The 18,947-nt window shown below is 72.4% G+C and carries 19 protein-coding genes; 7 read left to right on the top strand and 12 right to left on the bottom strand.

The features are described 5' to 3' along the window. Positions 1 to 60: 60 nt before the first annotated feature. Together ACZ6BG_RS13005 and ACZ6BG_RS13000 are read right to left on the bottom strand one after the other, a co-directional pair. A complete protein-coding gene (locus ACZ6BG_RS13005) occupies positions 61 to 1,023 on the bottom strand; it encodes a M28 family metallopeptidase (RefSeq protein WP_468999895.1) in 963 nt (320 codons plus the stop codon). A 168-nt stretch (positions 1,024 to 1,191) separates the two neighbouring features. Then, positions 1,192 to 2,667 carry a hypothetical protein gene (locus ACZ6BG_RS13000; RefSeq protein WP_468999894.1) on the bottom strand — a complete coding sequence of 492 codons (1,476 nt, stop codon included), beginning with the start codon at positions 2,665 to 2,667 and terminating at the stop codon, positions 1,192 to 1,194. A 164-nt stretch (positions 2,668 to 2,831) separates the two neighbouring features. Between ACZ6BG_RS13000 and ACZ6BG_RS12995 the strand changes: the two genes are divergently transcribed. Beyond that, positions 2,832 to 3,719, top strand: coding sequence for a TIGR03619 family F420-dependent LLM class oxidoreductase (locus tag ACZ6BG_RS12995; RefSeq protein ID WP_468999893.1), 888 nt, complete (start codon positions 2,832 to 2,834; stop codon positions 3,717 to 3,719). Between the two features lie 116 nt (positions 3,720 to 3,835). Here ACZ6BG_RS12995 and ACZ6BG_RS12990 read toward each other — a convergent pair whose 3' ends face one another. Continuing rightward, entirely contained in the window at positions 3,836 to 4,468 is a 633-nt protein-coding gene (locus tag ACZ6BG_RS12990) for a GNAT family N-acetyltransferase (RefSeq protein WP_468999892.1), read from the bottom strand. Positions 4,469 to 4,656: 188 nt separating this feature from the next. Between ACZ6BG_RS12990 and ACZ6BG_RS12985 the strand changes: the two genes are divergently transcribed. Further along, a complete protein-coding gene (locus ACZ6BG_RS12985; protein ID WP_468999891.1) occupies positions 4,657 to 5,148 on the top strand; it encodes an allene oxide cyclase barrel-like domain-containing protein in 492 nt (163 codons plus the stop codon). A gap of 219 nt (positions 5,149 to 5,367) precedes the next feature. Here ACZ6BG_RS12985 and ACZ6BG_RS12980 read toward each other — a convergent pair whose 3' ends face one another. Then, entirely contained in the window at positions 5,368 to 6,405 is a 1,038-nt protein-coding gene (locus tag ACZ6BG_RS12980) for a helix-turn-helix domain-containing protein (RefSeq protein ID WP_468999890.1), read from the bottom strand. Between the two features lie 51 nt (positions 6,406 to 6,456). On the opposite strand from ACZ6BG_RS12980, the gene ACZ6BG_RS12975 reads away from it, so the two are divergent. After that, positions 6,457 to 6,885 carry a cupin domain-containing protein gene (locus tag ACZ6BG_RS12975; RefSeq protein ID WP_468999889.1) on the top strand — a complete coding sequence of 143 codons (429 nt, stop codon included), beginning with the start codon at positions 6,457 to 6,459 and terminating at the stop codon, positions 6,883 to 6,885. Between the two features lie 55 nt (positions 6,886 to 6,940). On the opposite strand, the gene ACZ6BG_RS12970 is transcribed toward ACZ6BG_RS12975, so the two are convergent. Next, complete coding sequence (locus tag ACZ6BG_RS12970; RefSeq protein ID WP_468999888.1) at positions 6,941 to 7,390, bottom strand: VOC family protein; 450 nt, start codon at positions 7,388 to 7,390, stop codon at positions 6,941 to 6,943. 111 nt (positions 7,391 to 7,501) lie between these two features. Here ACZ6BG_RS12970 and ACZ6BG_RS12965 point away from each other — a divergent pair, with 111 nt between their 5' ends. Further along, the gene (locus tag ACZ6BG_RS12965) at positions 7,502 to 8,089 is read left to right on the top strand and encodes a CGNR zinc finger domain-containing protein (protein WP_469000269.1); all 588 of its coding nucleotides are present in this window, start codon (positions 7,502 to 7,504) and stop codon (positions 8,087 to 8,089) included. 38 nt (positions 8,090 to 8,127) lie between these two features. On the opposite strand, the gene ACZ6BG_RS12960 is transcribed toward ACZ6BG_RS12965, so the two are convergent. Then, entirely contained in the window at positions 8,128 to 8,574 is a 447-nt protein-coding gene (locus tag ACZ6BG_RS12960) for a winged helix-turn-helix transcriptional regulator (protein ID WP_468999887.1), read from the bottom strand. 103 nt (positions 8,575 to 8,677) lie between these two features. On the opposite strand from ACZ6BG_RS12960, the gene ACZ6BG_RS12955 reads away from it, so the two are divergent. After that, a complete protein-coding gene (locus ACZ6BG_RS12955) occupies positions 8,678 to 10,243 on the top strand; it encodes an MFS transporter (protein WP_468999886.1) in 1,566 nt (521 codons plus the stop codon). On the opposite strand, the gene ACZ6BG_RS12950 is transcribed toward ACZ6BG_RS12955, so the two are convergent. Next, complete coding sequence (locus tag ACZ6BG_RS12950; RefSeq protein ID WP_468999885.1) at positions 10,183 to 11,058, bottom strand: AraC family transcriptional regulator; 876 nt, start codon at positions 11,056 to 11,058, stop codon at positions 10,183 to 10,185. The two genes, ACZ6BG_RS12955 and ACZ6BG_RS12950, sit on opposite strands and share 61 nt — an antisense overlap. A 167-nt stretch (positions 11,059 to 11,225) precedes the next feature. Here ACZ6BG_RS12950 and ACZ6BG_RS12945 point away from each other — a divergent pair, with 167 nt between their 5' ends. After that, a complete protein-coding gene (locus tag ACZ6BG_RS12945; RefSeq protein WP_468999884.1) occupies positions 11,226 to 12,077 on the top strand; it encodes an NmrA family NAD(P)-binding protein in 852 nt (283 codons plus the stop codon). Here the strand turns inward: ACZ6BG_RS12945 and rarD are convergent. Together rarD and ACZ6BG_RS12935 are read right to left on the bottom strand one after the other, a co-directional pair. Further along, positions 12,074 to 13,018, bottom strand: a complete 945-nt coding sequence (gene rarD, locus ACZ6BG_RS12940; RefSeq protein ID WP_469000267.1) for an EamA family transporter RarD — start codon at positions 13,016 to 13,018, stop codon at positions 12,074 to 12,076. The genes ACZ6BG_RS12945 and rarD overlap by 4 nt on opposite strands. A gap of 204 nt (positions 13,019 to 13,222) precedes the next feature. Beyond that, a complete protein-coding gene (locus tag ACZ6BG_RS12935) occupies positions 13,223 to 14,083 on the bottom strand; it encodes an SDR family oxidoreductase (protein ID WP_468999883.1) in 861 nt (286 codons plus the stop codon). A 110-nt stretch (positions 14,084 to 14,193) separates the two neighbouring features. On the opposite strand from ACZ6BG_RS12935, the gene ACZ6BG_RS12930 reads away from it, so the two are divergent. Beyond that, positions 14,194 to 14,571 carry a winged helix-turn-helix transcriptional regulator gene (locus ACZ6BG_RS12930; RefSeq protein WP_468999882.1) on the top strand — a complete coding sequence of 126 codons (378 nt, stop codon included), beginning with the start codon at positions 14,194 to 14,196 and terminating at the stop codon, positions 14,569 to 14,571. An 83-nt stretch (positions 14,572 to 14,654) separates the two neighbouring features. Here ACZ6BG_RS12930 and ACZ6BG_RS12925 read toward each other — a convergent pair whose 3' ends face one another. The 3 genes from ACZ6BG_RS12925 to ACZ6BG_RS12915 form a co-directional block, all read right to left on the bottom strand. Next, positions 14,655 to 15,737 carry a 2-oxoacid:ferredoxin oxidoreductase subunit beta gene (locus tag ACZ6BG_RS12925; protein ID WP_468450599.1) on the bottom strand — a complete coding sequence of 361 codons (1,083 nt, stop codon included), beginning with the start codon at positions 15,735 to 15,737 and terminating at the stop codon, positions 14,655 to 14,657. Next, the gene (locus ACZ6BG_RS12920; RefSeq protein ID WP_468999881.1) at positions 15,730 to 17,664 is read right to left on the bottom strand and encodes a 2-oxoacid:acceptor oxidoreductase subunit alpha; all 1,935 of its coding nucleotides are present in this window, start codon (positions 17,662 to 17,664) and stop codon (positions 15,730 to 15,732) included. Before ACZ6BG_RS12920 ends, ACZ6BG_RS12925 begins: the two co-directional genes overlap by 8 nt. Before the next feature lie 318 nt (positions 17,665 to 17,982). Next, complete coding sequence (locus tag ACZ6BG_RS12915) at positions 17,983 to 18,642, bottom strand: LuxR C-terminal-related transcriptional regulator (protein ID WP_469000265.1); 660 nt, start codon at positions 18,640 to 18,642, stop codon at positions 17,983 to 17,985. Positions 18,643 to 18,947: the final 305 nt, after the last annotated feature.

Here is an 18,947-nt window from a genome sequence, read left to right as displayed (position 1 = left end):
ATGCTTGCGTGCGCACTATATGCACACGCAAGCATTCTCGTCCAGGGAGGCAGGGGGAGGCTAGGAGGACAGCCCCCACACCGCGTACGCGACGGCGTCACTGTTGCGGTCGATCGCCGTGTTGTTGATGTTCGCCGTGGTGTCGCACGACGAGTGGTAGCAGCGGTCGAACGCCTGGCCCGCCGTGCCGCCCCACTTCTGGGCCTGGGCCGAGGACTTGGCGGTGCTCGCGCCGGAGAAGATGCCGCCGACCGGGATGCCCGCGTTCTTGAACGGCGCGTGGTCGGAGCGGCCGTCGCCCTCGCGGTCCGGCTCGGTGCTGACGTTCAGGCCCGCGTAGTACGTCTTGAAGGTCCGCTCGATGGTGGGGTCGTCGTCGTACACGAAGTAGCCCGGGTTCGGCGAGCCGATCATGTCGAAGTTCAGATAGCGCTTGATCTTCGTGCGCTCGGCCGACGGCAGGCCGCGGACGTAGTTCGAGGAGCCGATCAGGCCCAGCTCCTCGGCGCCCCACCAGGCGAACCGCAGGTGCTTGGCGGGCTTGTACTGCTCACGGGACACCGCGAGCGCGGTCTCCAGGACGGCGGCCGAGCCGGACGCGTTGTCGTTGATGCCCGCGCCGCGGCTGACGCTGTCGAGGTGCGAACCGGCCATGACGATCTGGTTGGCGTCGCCGCCGGGCCAGTCGGCGATCAGGTTGTAGCCGACGCGGCCGCTGGTGGTGAACTGCTGCACGGTGGTGGTGAATCCGGCGGCGTCCAGCTTGCCCTTGATGTAGTCGATCGAGGCCTTGTAGCCCGCGCTGCCGTGCGACCGGTTGCCGCCGTTGGCGGAGGCGATCGACTGCAGTTGCGAGAGGTGGGCCTTGACGTTGGCCACGGGGATGTCCGGGGCGGCCGCGCGCGGTGGCGCGGTCGTGCCCGTGGATCCGGTGGCCGCGGTGGATATCGCGCTGGTCGTCAGAAGTGCGGCGGCGGCTATGACGGCCGCGGCCGCGCTGCGTCCGGTGACGGAGAGTCTCATGTGGGGGGCTCCGGCTTTCCGTGAGTTGAATTCCGAATGAGCCTGGAGTGCCCGATGGTGGAGTGGTGTTGAGTTCACGTCAAGAGCGGGATCCGGACGGGGTGTTCCGCATACCGGTTCGCCGACTCACCGCGCCGGGCCCCCAATCCCCGCCCGCGCGCCGGAAGTTCACAGGTCAGGCGGTACGAGAACGCGCCAGCCGCGGGCGTACGTGTCCGGCACCGCGACCCGCTCCCAGTCCCTGGCCCAGGCCGGCGCCGGATGCTGCCGAAGCACCAGCACGCCGGGCCGTCGTCGGTCCCCGGGCCGCCGCTCGTTCGCGCGCGGGGCGGGCTCGCAGCCGGCCACGTACGCCAGCGGGATCACCGACGTGTTGCCGCCGAGCAGACAGGGCGGCCGCACCCCCCGCTCGCGCACGACCGCGGCCACCCGCGCCCAGTCCTCCCGCGCCTCCGACTGGATCCGGGAGGTGGAGCTGACGAGGGAGCCCTGCATGGCCAGATGCCCGGCGACGAGCCCCGCGAGCACGCCCCCGGCGAGCGCGGGCCGCCGCGCCGCCCGGGCCCACCGCACCGCCGCGAGCACCCCGAGCCCCGCGGGCACCGCGAGCAGCGCGTGGGTCGGCAGCAGGAACCGGGGCGCGGTGTACGGCACCACGAGGACGTAGGGCAGCGCCGCGCACAGCCCCACGGCCAGGGCGAGCTGCCCGGCCGTGGCCGTCTGCCGCAACCGCCGCGCCGACCACAGCCCGAGGGGCACGAACGCGGCGAGCAGCACCCACCAGGTCAGTGAGGGCACCCGCACCCCGTCGCCCTCGCACGGACGGCACAGCAGGGGCCCGTCGATCGCCGTGAACTGGTGAAGGAGCGAGTCCGTGAACCGCAGCCCGCCCTGCACTTCGCTCGCGTCGCTGAGCCGTTCGCGTACGCCACCGAAGCGAACGTACGCCTCGATCGCCCACGGCAGCAGACCCGCCCCGAGGCCGCCGAGCACGGCGAGCGCCCGGCCGCGCGAGCGCCACAGCGGCACCAGGACGGCGGCGGCGAGCAGCGGCGCGGCCACGGAGACGCCGTCGTTGGGCCGCATCAGGGTGGCGACGAGGATTCCGGCGGCGATGCCCGCGTACGTGCGCGGTCCGGGGCGGCGGCGCAGGAAGAGGCCGACGGCGCCCGCCGCGCCCATGGCCGTGTAGTGGTTCGGCATGGCGGCGTCGGCGTAGAACACGGCCGTCCACAGGCTGCCGTACAGCGCGGCCGCGACCCCCGCCACGTACGGCAGCCGCGGCACGGACCGCAGCCACGGCCGGAAGCCCAGGTACAGGGCGGCCGTCGCGAGCGCCGTCAGCCACATCCGCAGCAGTACGACCGAGTCGCTCCAGGAGGCGACGGGCGCGAGCAGCACGGGCACGCCCCGGGTGCGGGGCGCGCTGAACGGCACGCCGGGCGCGTGGTCGGGGGCGTAGGGGCCGAAGCGGCTCGCATAGACGAGTTCGTCCCAGCCGAGCCGCAGGTCGAGGGGGACCAGGGCCAGGGAGGCGAGCGCGAAGAGGGCGCACACGGCGACGAGCAGCCGGTGGGCCACCTGTTCGCGGTCGCGATGGACGGGGCGGTGGCGCTGCGGTTTCCACTGCTCGACGACGGACACAGGACCACGGTAGGAAACGGGGGCGCGGTGGCGGCAGTACGCGTGCCGCCGGGCGTGGCGCGGGGCGGTCCCGTGTGGCGCGATGACGCCGGTGCGGCGGGCGTGGCGCGGCTCACGGCGTGGGCTGTTCGGGCGAAGGACCCCTGCGCCGCCAGGATGAGCCCATGCACATAGGTATCGCGCTGCCGCAGTACGGAACCCACGCCCGCGCCGAGGTCATCGCCTCCTTCGCGCGGGACGCGGAGGCCGCCGGGTTCGACTCGCTCTGGGTCGGTGACCGCTCGCTGACCCCGGTCGAGCCCAGTGACCTCTACCCCGGGCACACCCCGGACCACCCGTATCCGGCCGAGTACAAGACCTTCCTCGACCCGCTCGTCGTGCTCACCGTCGCCGCCACCGCGACCACCCGGGTCCGGCTCGGCACGAGCACCCTCAACGCCCCCTGGTATCCGCCCCTGTTGCTGGCGCGCTCGCTCACCTCCCTGGACCAGGTCAGCGGCGGCCGCCTGGACGTCGGCATCGGCATCGGCTGGCTGCGGGACGAATACACGGCCGTGAACGCCGACTTCGGCAAGCGCGGGGCCCGCCTGGAGGAGATCCTCGACGTCCTGGAGGGGATCTGGGCGCAGGAGGTCTTCGGGCACAAGGGCGAGCACTGGGAGATCCCGCGCTCGTACGTCGGGCTCCGCCCCGCGCAGCCTGCCGGACCGCCGCTCTACCTGGGCGGGTTCAGCCCGGCCGCGATGGCGCGGGTCGGCCGCAGGGCCGCCGGGTGGGTCGGCGTCTCGCTGCCCGCCGAGGCGCAGGCGGGGCTGTGGGGGATCGCGCGGCGCGCCGCCGAGGACGCGGGCCGGGACCCGGACGCGCTGCGCCGCCAGATCCGGCACAACCCGAGGCCCGGGGCGACGGGCGAGGAGATCGCCGCCGTGCTGCGCGGAGTGCGGGACACGGGGGCGGAGAGCTGCTTCGTGGACCTCCAGCAGTGCGTGCGGGAGCCGGAGGAGGCGCTGGAGCTGGGAAGCGCGGTGCTTGAGCGGGTGCGGCGGGCTTAGGGGGCTGCCGCACTGGCCTGGCCCTCGTACCGGCCTCCGGTGGGACGGCCCCGTACCGGCCCCCCCGCGGTGAGGCCCCGTACCGGCCCGGTCTCGCGGCCGGTACGGGGGAGTCCTCAGGCCGCCGCGGGGCGGCGCATCGCCCACAGGGTCGGGCCGCCGCCCGGCAGCTCGACCTCGCCGAGCACGGTGAAGCCGAAGTGCTCGTAGACCGGGAGGTTGGTCGGCTTGGACGACTCCAGGTAGACCGGCAGGCCGTCCGCGTCGGCCTTGGCGAGGCCCGAGCGGAGCAGGGCGGAGCCGTGGCCCTTGCCCTGGGCGGCGGGGTCGGCGCCGACGACGGCCAGGTACCAGTGCGGCTCCTTGGGGCCGTGCTCGGCGGCGAGCTCGACGGCCTCGCGGAACAGCGGCGCGCGGTCGCCCAGGATCTCCGTCAGCTCCTGGATGGTCTCCGCGCCCGGAACGGCCTTGTCCTGCGCGCCCGGCGGCACCCAGAACGAGGCGGCCGACTCGGTGCGCTCGCAGACGCCGTGGCGGCCGTACTGCCGGGTGAAGATCGTGGCGAAGTAGCGGCCGAGACCCGCCTCGCGCGTGGCCTCGTCCGGGAAGAACCAGCGCATCATCGGGTCGTCGTCGAAGGCGAGCGTCAGGGTGCGGCTGATCGCGGCGGCGTCGTCGAGCGTCGCGGGCCGCGGGGAGTTGGCCGCACCGGCCGCATTCGTTGTATTGGTCATCGACATGCGGCTCATTGTGCACTCGGTGATCTTCGGTGCTCTGGCCAGGGGTATCTCTTCGCGTCTCGTTCGACGCCCGGTGTTGAACGACACCATGCCGCCAGCGCTATGACGTCATGGCGATGTTGGTCTTGGACGGCTCAACTCGCTGGTCATAGCGTCGAGTTGTTCGTACACGCAGATCGCCATGAGGAGTTTCCAGCATGGGGAAGAACAGTAACCGGCCCCTGTTCAAGAGAATCGCCGCCCTGTCGCTGGCCACCGTGGCGGTCGGCGTCTTCGCCGCGGGGGGCGCGAATGCCGATGCCTCGAAGAAGAGCCGGGTCGAGGTCATCGAACTCCAGCTCAAGGACCTTGAGTACGAGTCCGTCGATCTCGGCGACCCGGGGCCGAGCCTGGGCGACATGAGCGTCTACTGCGCCACCGCGGTGGAGAACGGCCGCGACGTCGGACGGGGGGCCGGGACGTCGCAGGTCGTGAACGTCGGCGGTGGGAAAGTCACGTCGCAGGCCGTGATCACGATAGAGCTCAAGCGTGGCTCTCTGACGATGCAGTCGCTGCGGCCGGACGAGGCGAGTTCGCTCGACATGGCCATCACCGGCGGCACGGGCGCTTTCAAGGACGCCCGGGGCAGTGTTCGCTACTGGGACATCAACACGCCGAAGGAGAGGCTGCGCGCCGAGATCCTGCACTGACGGAGAACCGGATCACCGTGCCCGCAGCCCCCGCACCGCCAGATCGACCACCGCCGTGAAGGCGTCATCGAGTGCGAACGGTTCGACGACGCCTACGACCGCACCGAGAGTGCTCTGACCCTCGTGTCACCGGCAGGCCCCGTCGCCGAGTTCCTCCTCTGCGTCGACCAGGACCGCGCCCGGTGCCGCTGGGACGGAGCAGCAGGTTGAGACTCAAGCTCAGGGGCCGAAGCGGCGGCGGTACGCCGAGGGGCTGAGGCCCGTCTCGCGGCGCAGCCGGGCCCGCAGGTTGGCCGCCGTGCCGAGGCCGCTGCGGTGGGCGACCACGTCGAGCCGCTCCTCGCCGCGCTCGATGAGGCGGCACGCGAACGCGGTGCGCTCGCCGTTCAGCCAGGCCAGCGGGGTCGTGCCGAGCTGCGCGCGGAAGCGCCGGTGCAGCGTCGCCGGGCTGACGGCGGCGCGCGCGGCGAGGTCGGGGACCGTGAGGGGTTCGCCGAGCCGCTCCTGGGCCCAGGCGAGCAGTGGCGCGAGCGACTCGTCGGGTACGTCGGGGACGGGGCGCTCCACGAACTGGCGCTGGCCGCCGTCCCGGTGGGCGGCGAAGACCAGGCGCCGCGACACGGAGTTGGCGACCTCGGCGCCGAAGTCGCGGCGCACGATGTGCAGCCCGAGGTCGAGCGCGGCGGCGCTGCCCGCGGCGGTGAGGATGTCGCCGTCGTCGACGAAGAGGACGTCGGGTTCGAGCCGGACGGCGGGGAAGCGGCGCCGGAAGTCGTCCGCCCACTGCCAGTGCGCGGTGGCCGGGCGCCCGTCCAGGACCCCGGCCTCGGCCAGCGTGAAGGCGCCGCTGCAGAAGCCGACGAGGCGGGCGCCGCGCGCGTGCGCCCGGCGGACGGCGGCGAGGACGGCGGGGCGGCGGGGGACCTCGGTGTCGGGGCGGTTCGGCACGATCAGGGTGTCGGCGGTGTCGGCGGCGTCGAGGGCGGCGACCTCGGTGAGGGTGAAGAAGCCGTCCCGCATCAGGGTGCGCGGCTCGGGCGAGCAGAGCGTGAACTCGTACAGCTCACGGCCGAGTTCGGGCCTGCGCAGGCCGAAGATCTCGGAGGCGCAGCCGAGCTCGAAGGGGTTGGAGTTCTCGTCGACGATGACGACGACGCGGTGGGGGCGGTCGTCGGAGGGGGCGGCGGCGTGGGCCGGGCGGGCTTCGGCGCGGGGCGGGCCGCCCGCCTCAGCCCCATGAGAGTTTCCTTGCGCCATATGCGATTTCTAGCACTCGTGACGGCCCCGGCCAAGGCCCACGATGAGTCCATGACCCACGAGTCCATGACCCACGAAACCGCCGCCCACAGCCGCGAGCCGATCGACCTGCATGACGCCCTGGCCTCCTTCGACGCGCTGTGGAGCCCCCGCGTCGTCACCCGCGTCAACGACTACGACGTCCGCGTCGCCAAGGTCGAGGGCGAGTACCTCTGGCACGTCCACGAGGACACCGACGAGTTCTTCCTGGTCGTGGAGGGCGAGCTGGACATCGCCCTGCGCGACGCCGCGGGCGAGCGCACCGTCACGCTGCCCCGGGGCTCCGTCTTCACCGTCCCGCGCGGCACGGAGCACAAGCCGATCGCCCGCACCCGCGCCTCGATCCTGCTGTTCGAGCCCACGGGCACGCTGACGGTGGGGGACCGGCACGAGGAGGTCCCGGACTACGTGGACGCGACGACGGGGCACGCGCTGGGCTGACAGCGGGCCACGCCGGCCGCCCCGCCGTCCCCCGACTCCCGCGCCCCCTCCCGCCCTACTGCAGGCAGAACTCATTGCCCTCCGGGTCGGCCATCACCACCCACTCGCCCCCCTGCTCCTGGACGTGCCGCAGCGCGGTCGCGCCGAGCGCCTCCAGGCGGGCCTGCTCCTTCTCGCGGGTGCCGGGCGCGGCGTGCACGTCCACGTGCAGCCGGTTCTTGCCGGACTTCGCCTCCGGGACGCGCTGGAAGAGCAGCCGCCGCCCGAGGCCCGTGCCGGTGTCCTCGTCGTACGGATCGTCCGGATGCCGTACGGCGATGAGATCGCGGAAGCTGCGGCGCCCCCGGAAGTCGACGGTCTCCGCCTCCGTCACGGCGCCGAAACCGAGCAGTCGCTCGATCAGGGCGCTGTTGTCCTCGACCTCGTACCCCAGCGTCTCGCCCCAGAAGGCGGCCTGGGCGTGCGGGTCCTGTGCGTCGATCACGAGTTTCCAATGCAGGGTCATGCCCTCATGGTAACCACTTATACTGGTTACGTGGTGGACGAGAAGCGAGAAAGCCGGGAAACCCGAGAGAGCACGGAGGCGGGCGGGGAGGGGCGGCCGCCGGGCGTGATCATGCGGCCGCCGGACGGGCAGGTCTACCGCTTCGACCCGGGGGCGCTCTGCCTGGAGCTGCTCGCGACGGGCGGCCCCGGCGAGTTCGCCCGCTTCGAGACGCTGCGCGAGCCGTCGGACCTGGCCGCGTGGGCGGCCGCGAGCCGCCTCGGCGGGTGCCCGGAACTGACCGTCACGGAGGCGGAGTTGGCGTCGGTCAGGGACCTGCGCGACGCGCTGTTCCTGTTCACGGCCGACCACGCCCACGGCCGCCCCTGGAACCCCCGCCACCTCGCGGCGCTCAACGCCGCCGCGGCCGAGCCCCCGCTCACGGCCCGCATCGAACCGGACGGCACCCGCGCCTGGACCCCCGGCGCCACCGGAACCCAGCTCCTCGCGACGGTCGCCCGCGACGCCGTCGACCTCTTCACCGGCCCGTACGCCCCGCGCGTACGCGAATGCGCCGCCCACAACTGCTTCCTGCTCTTCGTGGACACCTCACGCCCGGGGCGGCGGCGCTGGTGCGCGATGGAGCGCTGCGGGAACAGGGCGAAGGCGCGCACGCACCGCGCGACGCGCGCCGCCGCGGCGGACCCGGACAAGCCCTAGGGGAGCCCGGCCGCCGCGTTCCTCAGGTCCACAGGCCCTTAGGGGAGCCTCGACTCCTCCTCCGCCTCCCGCTCGTCGTACGCCGTCCGCGCCGCCGCGATCTCCCCCTGGTGCTGTTCCGTCCACGTCACCAGTGACTGGATCGTGTGGTGCAACGTGCCGCCGAGGGGCGTGAGTTCGTACTCGACGCGCGGCGGGACCACCGGATGCACCGTGCGGAGCACCAGGCCGTCGCGCTCCAGTTGGCGCAGGGTGACCGTCAGCATGCGCTGGCTGATGCCGTCGATCTCGCGGCGGAGTTCCGTGAAGCGCAGGCGGCGGCGGTCCAGGAGCGCGATCACGAGGAGCGACCACTTGTCGGCGACGCGGTCGAGGATCTGCCGGACCTGGCAGTCCTCGCGGGTGTCCCACTGGAAGGGATCGGCGTCCCCGTAGTCCACGGTGCCTTTGGAGTTACTCGGTGACTTCAAAGTGCCTTCTTCCATACCTGTCGATGGTGCCCCACGATTCCCTTGGTTACAAGAAGGAACCGGCCGTCGGTTGAGTAACCGACACCCGAGGCCGACACCCCGAGACCAAGGAGTCCTCATGGGCGCCCGCGCCTGGGCACTGCTGCTCGTGCTCTGCGGAACGATCTTTCTGGAGGGCATCGACATCGCGATGGTCGCGATCGCGATCCCCTCGATCAGGTCCGACCTGGGCCTGTCGACCGGGATGGCGGCCTGGGTCGTCAGCGCCTACGTCCTCGGCTACGCGGGCTTCACCCTGCTCGGCGGCAGGGCGGCCGACCTGCTCGGCAGGCGGCGGATGTTCCTCACCTGGCTCGGGATCTTCATGCTCTTCTCGGGCCTCGGCGGCTTCGCGACCGAGGGGTGGATGCTGGTCGTCGCGCGCTTCGTCACCGGCGTGGCCGCGGCGTTCATGACGCCCGCCGCGATGTCGATCATCACCACCTCGTACGCGGAGGGCCCCGATCGCGACAAGGCGCTCCTTGTCTTCGCCGGGACCTCGGCGGGCGGCTTCTCGCTCGGCCTGGTCGTCGGCGGGCTGCTCACCGAACTCGGCTGGCAGTGGGTGTTCTTCACGCCGGTGTTCTTCGCGGCCGCGGTCCTCGCCGCGGCGCTCCGGCTCATCCCGGCGGAGCCGCCCCGCACCGGTACCGGCCCCTCGCGCCGATTCGACCTGCCGGGCGCCGCGGCGGCGGCCGGGGCCATGCTGCTGCTCGCCTTCGGTGTCGTACGGCTCGAACACGGCTTCGCGGACTGGCCGTTGACGGTCGCCGCGGCGGCCGCGGGGCTGCTGCTCGTCGGGGCGTTCGTACGGGTAGAGCGGCGCACGGCGGACCCGCTGGTGCGCCTCGGGATCTTCCGTACGGGGTCCGTGGTGCGGGCCGGGCTCGGGGCGCTGCTCTACCTCGGGGCCTTCATGGGCTTCCAGTTCGTCCTGACGCTCTACCTCCAGGACCTGCGCGGCTGGTCGTCCTGGCAGACCGCCGTCGCGATGATCGTCCTCGGCTGCGACGTGATCCTCTCGCCGACGCTCACCCCGCGCCTGGTCCGGCGGTTCGGCAACGCGCGCGTGATCCTCGGCGGCTTCCTGACGGCCACCGTGGGGTACGGACTCTTCCTGCCGGTCGGCGCGGACTGGCCGTACCTCGCGATGTTCCCGACCCTGCTGCTCGCGGGCACCGGCTTCGCCCTCACCCTCGGCCCGCAGATGATCGCGGCGACGGACGGGGTCGCCGAGCGGGAGCAGGGCCTGGCCAGCGGACTGCTCCAGACCGCCACGCAGTTCGGCGCGGCGATCGGCATCTCGGCCGTGACCGCTGTCCACGGCCTGGTCTCCGGGGGCGCGCACGCGGGCTCGGGCGGGGGAGCGGACACCGGGGCGGACCTGGCGGCGTTCCGCTGGGCGCTGGTGGTGCCGGTGGTCATGGCGGCGCTGGGTGTGGTCGTGGCGATGGTCGGGGTGCGGACGAGTCGGGGTGGCGGGCGGACCGGCCGAAGTGGCGGGCGGACCAGCCGGGGTGGTGGGCGGGGCGCCGTCGCCCGGCCCGCCGCTGCTCAGGCCGCTCGGCCCGCCGCTCAGCCCGCTCAGCCCGCCGCCCTGAGCGCCCCCGAGTCCCCCCGACGCGCCGTCAGGGAGGCCCGGTAGCCGCTCGGCGTGACCCCGCGGATCCGCTTGAAGGCGTCGCTGAAGCCGAACCCGTCGGCGTACCCCACCCGCGCGGCCACCGCCGCGACCGTGGCGCCCGGCTCCGCGAGGAGGTCGGCGGCGAGGGCCATGCGCCACTCGGTGAGGTACGCCATCGGGGGCACTCCCACCAGGTCGGCGAAGTTCCGGGCGAAGGCCGCGCGGGACACCCGGGCGCACCCGGCGAGGGATGCCACCGTCCAGGCCCGGCCGGGGTCGTCGTGCATGGCGCGCAGGGCCGGGCCCACCACGTCGTCGCCGAGCGCCCGGTACCAGGCGGGCGGCCGTGCCTCGGGCAGGTCGAACCATTCCCGCAGGGTGCAGGCGAGCAGCCAGTCGAGCATCCGGTCCATCACGTACTGGCGGCCCGGCCGGTCGGCGGCCACCTCCTCGGCGATCAGCTCGATGATCGTCAGGCACTCCTCCCCGCCCGGCACGACGAGCAGCGGCGGCAGCGCGGTGAGCAGCCGCCGCCCGCCGGCCCCGTCCCACTGGTAGGCGCCGGTGACCAGCTCGGTCTCGCCGCTGTCGGCGGCGGCGACGCTGTACGGCGCGGACGTGCTGACGGCGGCGGACCCGGCCGTGACCGTCCTCGGGCCGCCGACCCCGCAGACTCCGGGTCCCGGTGTCACCCGGGCCTCGCCCCGCAACACCATCACCAGCGTCAGCGCGGCGGGCTCCGGCGGCTCCGACTCCCACGGCCCGCTCAGGACCGTACGACTGAACCGTGCGCCGTCGGCGCGGATGCCACGCAGCAGATCCCCCAGAGCGTCCATGCGGTCCACCGTAATCGCAGTGCCGCGGCGGCGGGACGGGCTGCCGTGCCCGTGGGGCGGGGGCCGGCGGCCGCCGGACGGGCTCCCGCGGTCGTGTGAGACGGACGCCTATGGGGCCAAGACGCGCGCCCATGTCACCAGGAACGGCACGGAGGTTGGCTTGCCGCATGACGACAACACCTCACTCCGACCGCACCGAACCCCTCCTCCTCGTCCTCGGCGCCACCGGCAAGACCGGCCGCCGCGTCGTGCCCCGGCTGCGCGCCGCGGGCCACACCGTGCGCGCGGTGTCCCGCTCCGGCGAGACCCGCTTCGACTGGCACGACCGGACCACCTGGGCCCCGGTCCTGTCCGGCGTGACCGGCCTCTACCTGATCGCGCCGGAGGACCCGGACCCCGTCGACGACTTCGTGGCACAGGCCGTGGCGGCGGGCGTGCGCCGCTTCGTGGTCCTGTCCGGGCGCGGCGCCGACGTGTCCGGCGAGTCGTTCCTGCCGGGCATGGCGCGGGCCGAGCGGGCCGTCGCGGACGCGGGCGTCGACTGGACGGTGGTCCGGGCCAACAACTTCGCGCAGAACTTCTCCGAGGACTTCTTCCACGCGCCGCTCCTCGCCGGCCGCCTGGCCCTGCCGGTCGGCGAGACGGTGGAGCCGTTCGTCGACGTGGAGGACATCGCGGACGTCGTGGTGGCGCTGCTCACCGAGGACGGCCACACGCACCGCGTGTACGAACTCTCGGGCCCGCGCGCGCTCACCTACGGCGCGGCGGTCGCGGAGATCGCGGAGGCGTCGGGCCGCCCGATGCGCTACGAGGCGATCACGGCGGAGCAGTTCCTGGCGGAGCTGACCGCCGACGGCGTGCCCGCGGCCGCCGCCCAGGAGTTCACCGACCTCTTCACGTTCGTCGCCGAGGGCCACCTCTCCTCGCTGGCGACCGGCGTACGGGACGTGCTCGGCCGTGAGCCGAAGGACTTCAGCGCGTACGTGAAGTCGGCTGCCGCGGCGGGGGCCTGGAGCTAGCGGGAGGCGGCCGAGGCGGTCGAGCCGGTCGCGTCGGCCGAGCCGGTCGCGTCGACCGGGGCCGTCGCGGCGGCCGACGCGACCTGGGTGGCCAGCGCGGCCGCCCGCACCGCGTTGCGCCGCGCGGTGCGAAGCCCGTCGAAGGTCAGCAGCACCAGCGCCAGCCACACCAGCGCGAACCCGGCCCACCGCTCGGGCGGCATCGCCTCGTGGAAGTACAGGATGCCGAGCAGGAACTGGAAGACGGGCGCCAGGTACTGGAGCAGCCCGAGCGTGGACAGCGGCACCCGGATCGCGGCGGCGCCGAAGCAGACCAGCGGCGCGGCCGTCACCACACCCGTGGCGGCGAGCAGCGCGGCGTGCCCGAAGCCCTCGCCGGCGAACGTGGCCTCGCCCCGCGAGCCGAGCCACACCACGAAGGCGAGCGCGGGCAGGAACTGCACGGCGGTCTCGGCGGCGAGCGACTCCAGGCCGCCGAGGTTGACCTTCTTCTTGACCAGGCCGTACGTGGCGAAGGAGAAGGCGAGCACGAGGGAGATCCACGGCGGGCGGCCGTAGCCGAAGCCGAGGACGAGGACGGCGGCGAGGCCGACGCCGACGGCCGTCCACTGCACCGGGCGCAGCCGCTCGCCGAGCAGCAGGACGCCGATCGCGATGGTGACCAGGGGGTTGATGAAGTAGCCGAGGGAGGCCTCGACGACATGGCCGGAGTTCACGGCCCAGATGTAGACGCCCCAGTTGAGGGTGATCACGGCCGCGGCCACCGTCACCAGGCCCAGCTTGCGCGGCTGGCGCAGCAGTTCACCGGCCCAGGCCCAGCGGCGCACGACGAGCAGGGCGACGCCGACCACGATCAGGGACCAGGCCATGCGGTGGGCCAGGATCTCGCCCGCGCCCGCGGGCTTGAGCAGCGGCCAGAACAGCGGCACGAGGCCCCACATGCCGTACGCGGCGAAGCCGTTGAGCAGCCCTATTCGTGCCTCGGCCTTCGCCTGCGCTGGGGTCACGGCTCCTCCTTCGTGCGGGGCAGGCGCTCGCTGCCGAGCACGAAGGTAGCGCCCCCGGGGCACGGCTGTCATGTCCGTATCGCAATACGGTCATGACAGCCTGCCCGCGGGGTGAACCGGGAGTGGTCCTGGTGGGGTTCAGCCCTTGAGCGCCGCCGCGATCGCCTCGCCCATCGGCGTCGTCGGCCGCCCGATCAGCCGGGCCAGATCGCCGCTGCCGCCGACGAGCAGACCGCGCCCGATCGCCGCGTCCACGTCCACGAGGATCGCGGCGATCGGCTCCGGCATCCCGGCGCCGGTCAGCACGGCGAGGTGCTCGGCGGGGGAGACCTCCTTGTACGTGACGGGCCTGCCGGAGTGCGCGGCGACCTCGGCGGCGTACTCGGCGAAGCTCCACGCGGTGTCCCCGCTCAGCTCGTACGCGGCGCCCTCGTGGCCCTCGCCGGTCAGCACCGCGACGGCCGCCGCGGCGTAGTCGGCGCGGGCCGCCGAGGCCACCCGGCCCGCGCCCGCGCTGCCGATGACGGTGTCGTGGGCGAGCACCGGAGCCAGGTGCTCCGTGTAGTTCTCGTGGTACCAGCCGTTGCGCAGGAACGTGTACGGAAGGCCGGAGTCGAGCACCGCCTGCTCGGTGACCTTGTGCTCGGCGGCCAGGTCGAAGTCGGCGTCGGGCCCGCCGAGCACGCCCGTGTAGACGAGGTGGGCGACCCCGGCGGCGCGCGCCGCGTCGATCACGGCGCGGTGCTGCGGCACCCGCCGGCCGACCTCGCTGCCGGAGATCAGGAGCACCTTGTCGCCCGCGGCGAAGACCCCGGCGAGCGTCTCGGGCGCGCTGTAGTCGGCGACGCGCAGCTCCACGCCGCGCGCGGCCAGGTCGGCGGCCTTCTCCTTGTCCCGTACGACGGCCGCGATCCGGTCGGCGGGCACGCCCGCGTCCAGCAGGCCCGCGACGACGAGGCGGCCGAGGTGGCCGGTGGCTCCGGTGACGACGATGCTCATGGCGAAATCTCCTATTTACCCTGGTCAGGGTCGTTGCGATGCGGTATGCCACTCACTCTAGCTCCGGCACTAACTATCCGTAAGTACCCACTTTGAAGTAAGGTACTGGCATGGCCGTAAGTACCAGCATCCGCAACGCCCAGGGCGAGCAGATGTGCCCGCACCGCCTCGTCCTCGAGCACGTCACCAGCCGTTGGGGCGTCCTCGTCCTGATCGCCCTCGCGGAGCGGTCGTACCGCTTCAGTGAGCTGCGCCGCGAGATCGGCCGCGTCAGCGAGAAGATGCTGACCCAGACCCTCCAGACCCTGGAGCGCGACGGCCTGGTGCACCGCGACGCCAAGCCGGTCATCCCGCCCCGCGTCGACTACTCCCTCACCGAGATGGGCCACGAGGCGGCCGCGCTGGTGCGCGCGCTCGGGGGGTGGGCGGAGCAGCGCATGGACGACGTGCTCGTGGCGCGCGAGGAGTACGACGCGGCGCGGTCCTGAACGCCGAAGCGGCCCGGTCCTTGGATCAGGACCGGGCCGCTTCGGTGTTCGGAACCGGGCGCTCGCGCGCCGAACGGGCGGGGCTAGCCGACGACCGTCCAGGTGTCGCCACCGGCGAGCAGCGCCCCGAGGTCGCCCTTGCCGCGCTGCTCGATGGCCGCGTCGAGCTGGTCGGCCATCAGCGTGTCGTACACCGGCCGGTCCACGCTGCGGAAGACGCCGATGGGCGTGTGGTGCAGCGTGTCGGGGTCGGCGAGGCGGGACAGCGCGAAGGCCGTGGTCGGGGACGCGGAGTGGGCGTCGTGGACCAGGATCTGCGACTGGTTCTCCTCCGTCACCGCGACGACCTTCAGATCGCCCGTGGCCGGGTCCCGCACGACGCCCTTGGAGCCTTCGGTGCCGAAGCGGATCGGCGCGCCGTGCTCCAGGCGGATCACGGCCTCCTCGGCCTGCTGCTTGTCCTTCAGGACCTCGAAGGCGCCGTCGTTGAAGATGTTGCAGTTCTGGTAGATCTCCACCAGCGCCGTGCCCGGGTGGTCGGCGGCCTGGCGAAGCACCTCGGTGAGGTGCTTGCGGTCGGAGTCCACCGTCCGCGCCACGAAGGACGCCTCCGCGCCGATCGCCAGGGACACCGGGTTGAAGGGCGCGTCGAGCGAGCCCATCGGCGTCGACTTGGTGATCTTGCCGACCTCGGAGGTCGGGGAGTACTGCCCCTTGGTGAGGCCGTAGATCCGGTTGTTGAACAGCAGGATCTTCAGGTTCACGTTGCGGCGCAGCGCGTGGATGAGGTGGTTGCCGCCGATGGACAGCGCGTCGCCGTCACCCGTGACGACCCAGACCGACAGGTCGCGCCTGCTGGAGGCGAGGCCCGTCGCGATGGCCGGGGCGCGGCCGTGGATGGAGTGCATCCCGTACGTGTTCATGTAGTACGGGAAGCGGGACGAGCAGCCGATGCCGGAGACGAAGACGATGTTCTCCTTGGCCAGGCCGAGCTCGGGCATGAAGCCCTGCACGGCGGCCAGGACCGCGTAGTCACCGCAGCCGGGGCACCAGCGCACTTCCTGGTCGGACTTGAAGTCCTTCATGGACTGCTTGCCCTCGGCCTTGGGCACGAGCTTCAGAAGCGTCTCGGAACCTGTGGGCCCCTCGAGCGTGGTGTCAGCCATCGATGGCCTCCTTGAGAGCCGTGGCGAGCTGCTCGGCCTTGAACGGCATGCCGTTGACCTGGTTGTACGAGACCGCGTCCACCAGGTATCGGGCGCGGACGAGCGTGGCGAGCTGACCGAGGTTCATCTCGGGGATCACCACCTTGTCGTAACGCTTCAGGACCTCGCCCAGGTTCCTCGGGAACGGGTTGAGGTGGCGCAGATGCGCCTGCGCGACGCTCTGCCCGGCGGCGCGCAGCCGGCGTACCGCAGCCGTGATCGGCCCGTACGTCGAGCCCCAGCCGAGGACGAGCAGCCGGGCGTCGCCGCTCGCGTCGTCGACCTCCAGGTCGGGCACCTCGATGCCGTCCACCTTGGCCTGCCGGGTGCGGACCATGAAGTCGTGGTTGGCCGGGTCGTAGGAGATGTTGCCCGTGCCGTCCTGCTTCTCGATGCCGCCGATGCGGTGTTCGAGGCCCGGCGTGCCCGGGATCGCCCACGGCCGGGCGAGGGTCTTCGGGTCGCGCAGATAAGGCCAGAAGACGTCGGTGCCGTCCTCCAGGGTGTGGTTGGGGCCGGAGGCGAACTGCACGCGCAGGTCGGGCAGTTCGTCGGTGTCCGGCACGCGCCACGGTTCGGAGCCGTTGGCCAGATAGCCGTCGGACAGCAGGAAGACCGGCGTGCGGTACGTGACGGCGATCCGGGCCGCCTCGATGGTCGCGTCGAAGCAGTCCGCCGGGGTGCGCGGGGCGACGACGGGCACCGGGGCCTCGCCGTTGCGGCCGTACATCGCCTGCAGCAGGTCCGCCTGCTCGGTCTTGGTCGGCAGGCCCGTGGACGGGCCGCCGCGCTGGATGTCGACGATCAGGAGCGGCAGCTCCAGGGACACCGCGAGGCCGATGGTCTCCGACTTCAGCGCCACACCGGGGCCGGAGGTCGTGGTCACGGCCAGCGAGCCGCCGAACGCCGCGCCGAGCGCCGCGCCGATGCCCGCGATCTCGTCCTCGGCCTGGAAGGTCCGCACGCCGAAGTTCTTGTGCTTGCTCAGCTCGTGCAGGATGTCCGAGGCCGGCGTGATCGGGTACGAGCCCAGGTACAGCGGCAGGTCCGCCTGGCGCGCGGCCGCGATCAGGCCGTACGACAGGGCCAGGTTGCCCGAGATGTTGCGGTACGTGCCCGTGGGGAACGCCTTGGCCGCGGGCGCCACCTCGTAGCTGACCGCGAAGTCCTCGGTCGTCTCGCCGAAGTTCCAGCCCGCGCGGAACGCGGCGATGTTCGCGGCCGCGATCTCCGGCTTCTTGGCGAACTTGGTCTTCAGGAACTTCTCGGTGCCCTCGGTCGGCCGGTGGTACATCCACGAGAGCAGCCCGAGCGCGAACATGTTCTTCGACCGCCCCGCGTCCTTCCGCGAGAGGTCGAACTCCTTCAGCGCCTCGACCGTCAGCGTGGTCAGCGGCACCGGGTGCACCTGGAAGCCGTCCAGCGAGCCGTCCTCCAGCGGCGAGGTCTCGTACCCCACCTTCTGCATGGCCCGCTTCGTGAACTCGTCCGTGTTCACGATCACCTCGGCGCCGCGCGGCACGTCGCCGATGTTCGCCTTCAGGGCCGCCGGGTTCATCGCGACCAGCACGTTCGGCGCGTCGCCCGGGGTGAGGATGTCGTGGTCCGCGAAGTGCAGCTGGAACGACGACACACCGGGCAGCGTCCCGGCGGGGGCGCGGATCTCGGCGGGGAAGTTCGGCAGCGTCGACAGGTCGTTGCCGAAGGATGCCGTCTCGGAGGTGAACCGGTCACCCGTGAGCTGCATGCCGTCACCGGAGTCACCCGCGAACCGAATGATCACCCGGTCGAGACGGCGCACGTCCTTCTCGCTCGCAGCGGCCTTGCGCTGCTCCCCTACGACGGCTTCGTCGGCCTGCTCGGCCGGGCTACTGACCTGGCTGGTCACTGAACTGGACCTCCCTCGAGGCGGCTGTGCGGGAGCGGCAGGCCGCCCTGCCCTCCCATCGCCCACCCTACGTCTGTAAGGGTCACCTTCTTAGGGCCGCTCGCATGGTGGACGCACCTTTGAGACGGCTGGATGCCCTGGTTTGTCATGCTGTGACTCGCCCCCCGGCCTTTCATGAAGACGCTCTCCGCTCATCCTTTGGTTCTAGGACCGTGCTGCGGTGGTGCGGTGTCGCTGTGCGTGACCTTGTCCCGGTGGCGGGACGAAGGGCCCCTCGGTTCAGGAGCCGGGATCAGGAGCCCGGTGCAGGAGCTGGGGTCAGGAATTGAGATAGGTCAGGACCGCGAGTACCCGCCGATGGTCCCCGTCACTGGGCGAGAGCCCGAGCTTCAGAAAAATGTTGCTGACGTGCTTCTCGACCGCCCCGTCGCTCACGACCAGCTGGCGCGCGATGGCCGAGTTGGTCCGCCCCTCCGCCATCAGACCGAGGACCTCCCGCTCGCGCGGGGTGAGCCCCGCGAGGACGTCCTGCTTGCGGCTGCGCCCGAGCAACTGCGCCACGACCTCCGGGTCGAGCGCGGTGCCGCCCTGGGCGACGCGCACGACCGCGTCCACGAACTCCCGGACCTCGGCGACCCGGTCCTTGAGCAGATAGCCCACGCCCCGGCTCGACCCGGCGAGCAGCTCCGTCGCGTACTGCTCCTCCACGTACTGCGAGAGCACGAGCACGCCGAGCCCCGGATGACGCTGGCGCAGCAGCACCGCCGCGCGCACCCCTTCGTCGGTGTGCGTCGGCGGCATCCGCACGTCCGCGACCACCACGTCCGGCAGCGTGCCCTGTGCCGCCAGCTCCGTGATCGTCTTGATCAGCGCCTCCGCGTCACCGACCCCCGCGACGACGTCGTGCCCGCGGTCGGTCAACAACCGGGTCAGGCCCTCCCTGAGCAGCACTGAATCCTCGGCGATGACCACCCGCACCTTGTCCTCCACGATGTTCTGGACCCCCACAGCCTGTCCCCGCCCCATTGACAGGCTCCAGCATCCCAGCATTCGGACGAGCCCGCGCCGGGCTGAGGTGAAGAGTGTCGTACGACTCCGAGAAGGGCTCCGCCAAAAGCCGGGGGCGACCGATCAGCCCGTCCGGCGTTTGAGGACGAGGCCGAAGGCCGATCGGCGCAGGCTGTCCCACCCGCACGATCGGCCTGCTCCGGCAATTCTCAGCCCGTCCGGCGTTTGAGGACGAGGCGCGAAGCGCCGGTCGGGGGCGGACTGTCCCACCCGAA

The organism is Streptomyces sp. NPDC041205, from assembly GCF_055591765.1.
The sequence above is the reverse complement of the archived record's forward strand: the minus strand, read 5'-3'. Positions and strand labels throughout refer to the sequence as shown.

What these genes read in the sequence shown, in the direction of transcription:
- ACZ6BG_RS13005 (WP_468999895.1), bottom strand. Translation starts at nt 1,023, where the DNA reads ATGAGACTCTCCGTCACCGGACGCAGCGCGGCCGCGGCCGTCATAGCC.
- ACZ6BG_RS12995 (WP_468999893.1), top strand. Translation starts at nt 2,832, where the DNA reads ATGCACATAGGTATCGCGCTGCCGCAGTACGGAACCCACGCCCGCGCC.
- ACZ6BG_RS12990 (WP_468999892.1), bottom strand. Translation starts at nt 4,468, where the DNA reads ATGAGCCGCATGTCGATGACCAATACAACGAATGCGGCCGGTGCGGCC.
- ACZ6BG_RS12985 (WP_468999891.1), top strand. Translation starts at nt 4,657, where the DNA reads ATGGGGAAGAACAGTAACCGGCCCCTGTTCAAGAGAATCGCCGCCCTG.
- ACZ6BG_RS12980 (WP_468999890.1), bottom strand. Translation starts at nt 6,405, where the DNA reads ATGGCGCAAGGAAACTCTCATGGGGCTGAGGCGGGCGGCCCGCCCCGC.
- ACZ6BG_RS12975 (WP_468999889.1), top strand. Translation starts at nt 6,457, where the DNA reads ATGACCCACGAGTCCATGACCCACGAAACCGCCGCCCACAGCCGCGAG.
- ACZ6BG_RS12970 (WP_468999888.1), bottom strand. Translation starts at nt 7,390, where the DNA reads ATGACCCTGCATTGGAAACTCGTGATCGACGCACAGGACCCGCACGCC.
- ACZ6BG_RS12965 (WP_469000269.1), top strand. Translation starts at nt 7,502, where the DNA reads ATGCGGCCGCCGGACGGGCAGGTCTACCGCTTCGACCCGGGGGCGCTC.
- ACZ6BG_RS12960 (WP_468999887.1), bottom strand. Translation starts at nt 8,574, where the DNA reads ATGGAAGAAGGCACTTTGAAGTCACCGAGTAACTCCAAAGGCACCGTG.
- ACZ6BG_RS12955 (WP_468999886.1), top strand. Translation starts at nt 8,678, where the DNA reads ATGGGCGCCCGCGCCTGGGCACTGCTGCTCGTGCTCTGCGGAACGATC.
- ACZ6BG_RS12950 (WP_468999885.1), bottom strand. Translation starts at nt 11,058, where the DNA reads ATGGACGCTCTGGGGGATCTGCTGCGTGGCATCCGCGCCGACGGCGCA.
- ACZ6BG_RS12945 (WP_468999884.1), top strand. Translation starts at nt 11,226, where the DNA reads ATGACGACAACACCTCACTCCGACCGCACCGAACCCCTCCTCCTCGTC.
- rarD (WP_469000267.1), bottom strand. Translation starts at nt 13,018, where the DNA reads ATGTGGGGCCTCGTGCCGCTGTTCTGGCCGCTGCTCAAGCCCGCGGGC.
- ACZ6BG_RS12935 (WP_468999883.1), bottom strand. Translation starts at nt 14,083, where the DNA reads ATGAGCATCGTCGTCACCGGAGCCACCGGCCACCTCGGCCGCCTCGTC.
- ACZ6BG_RS12930 (WP_468999882.1), top strand. Translation starts at nt 14,194, where the DNA reads ATGGCCGTAAGTACCAGCATCCGCAACGCCCAGGGCGAGCAGATGTGC.
- ACZ6BG_RS12925 (WP_468450599.1), bottom strand. Translation starts at nt 15,737, where the DNA reads ATGGCTGACACCACGCTCGAGGGGCCCACAGGTTCCGAGACGCTTCTG.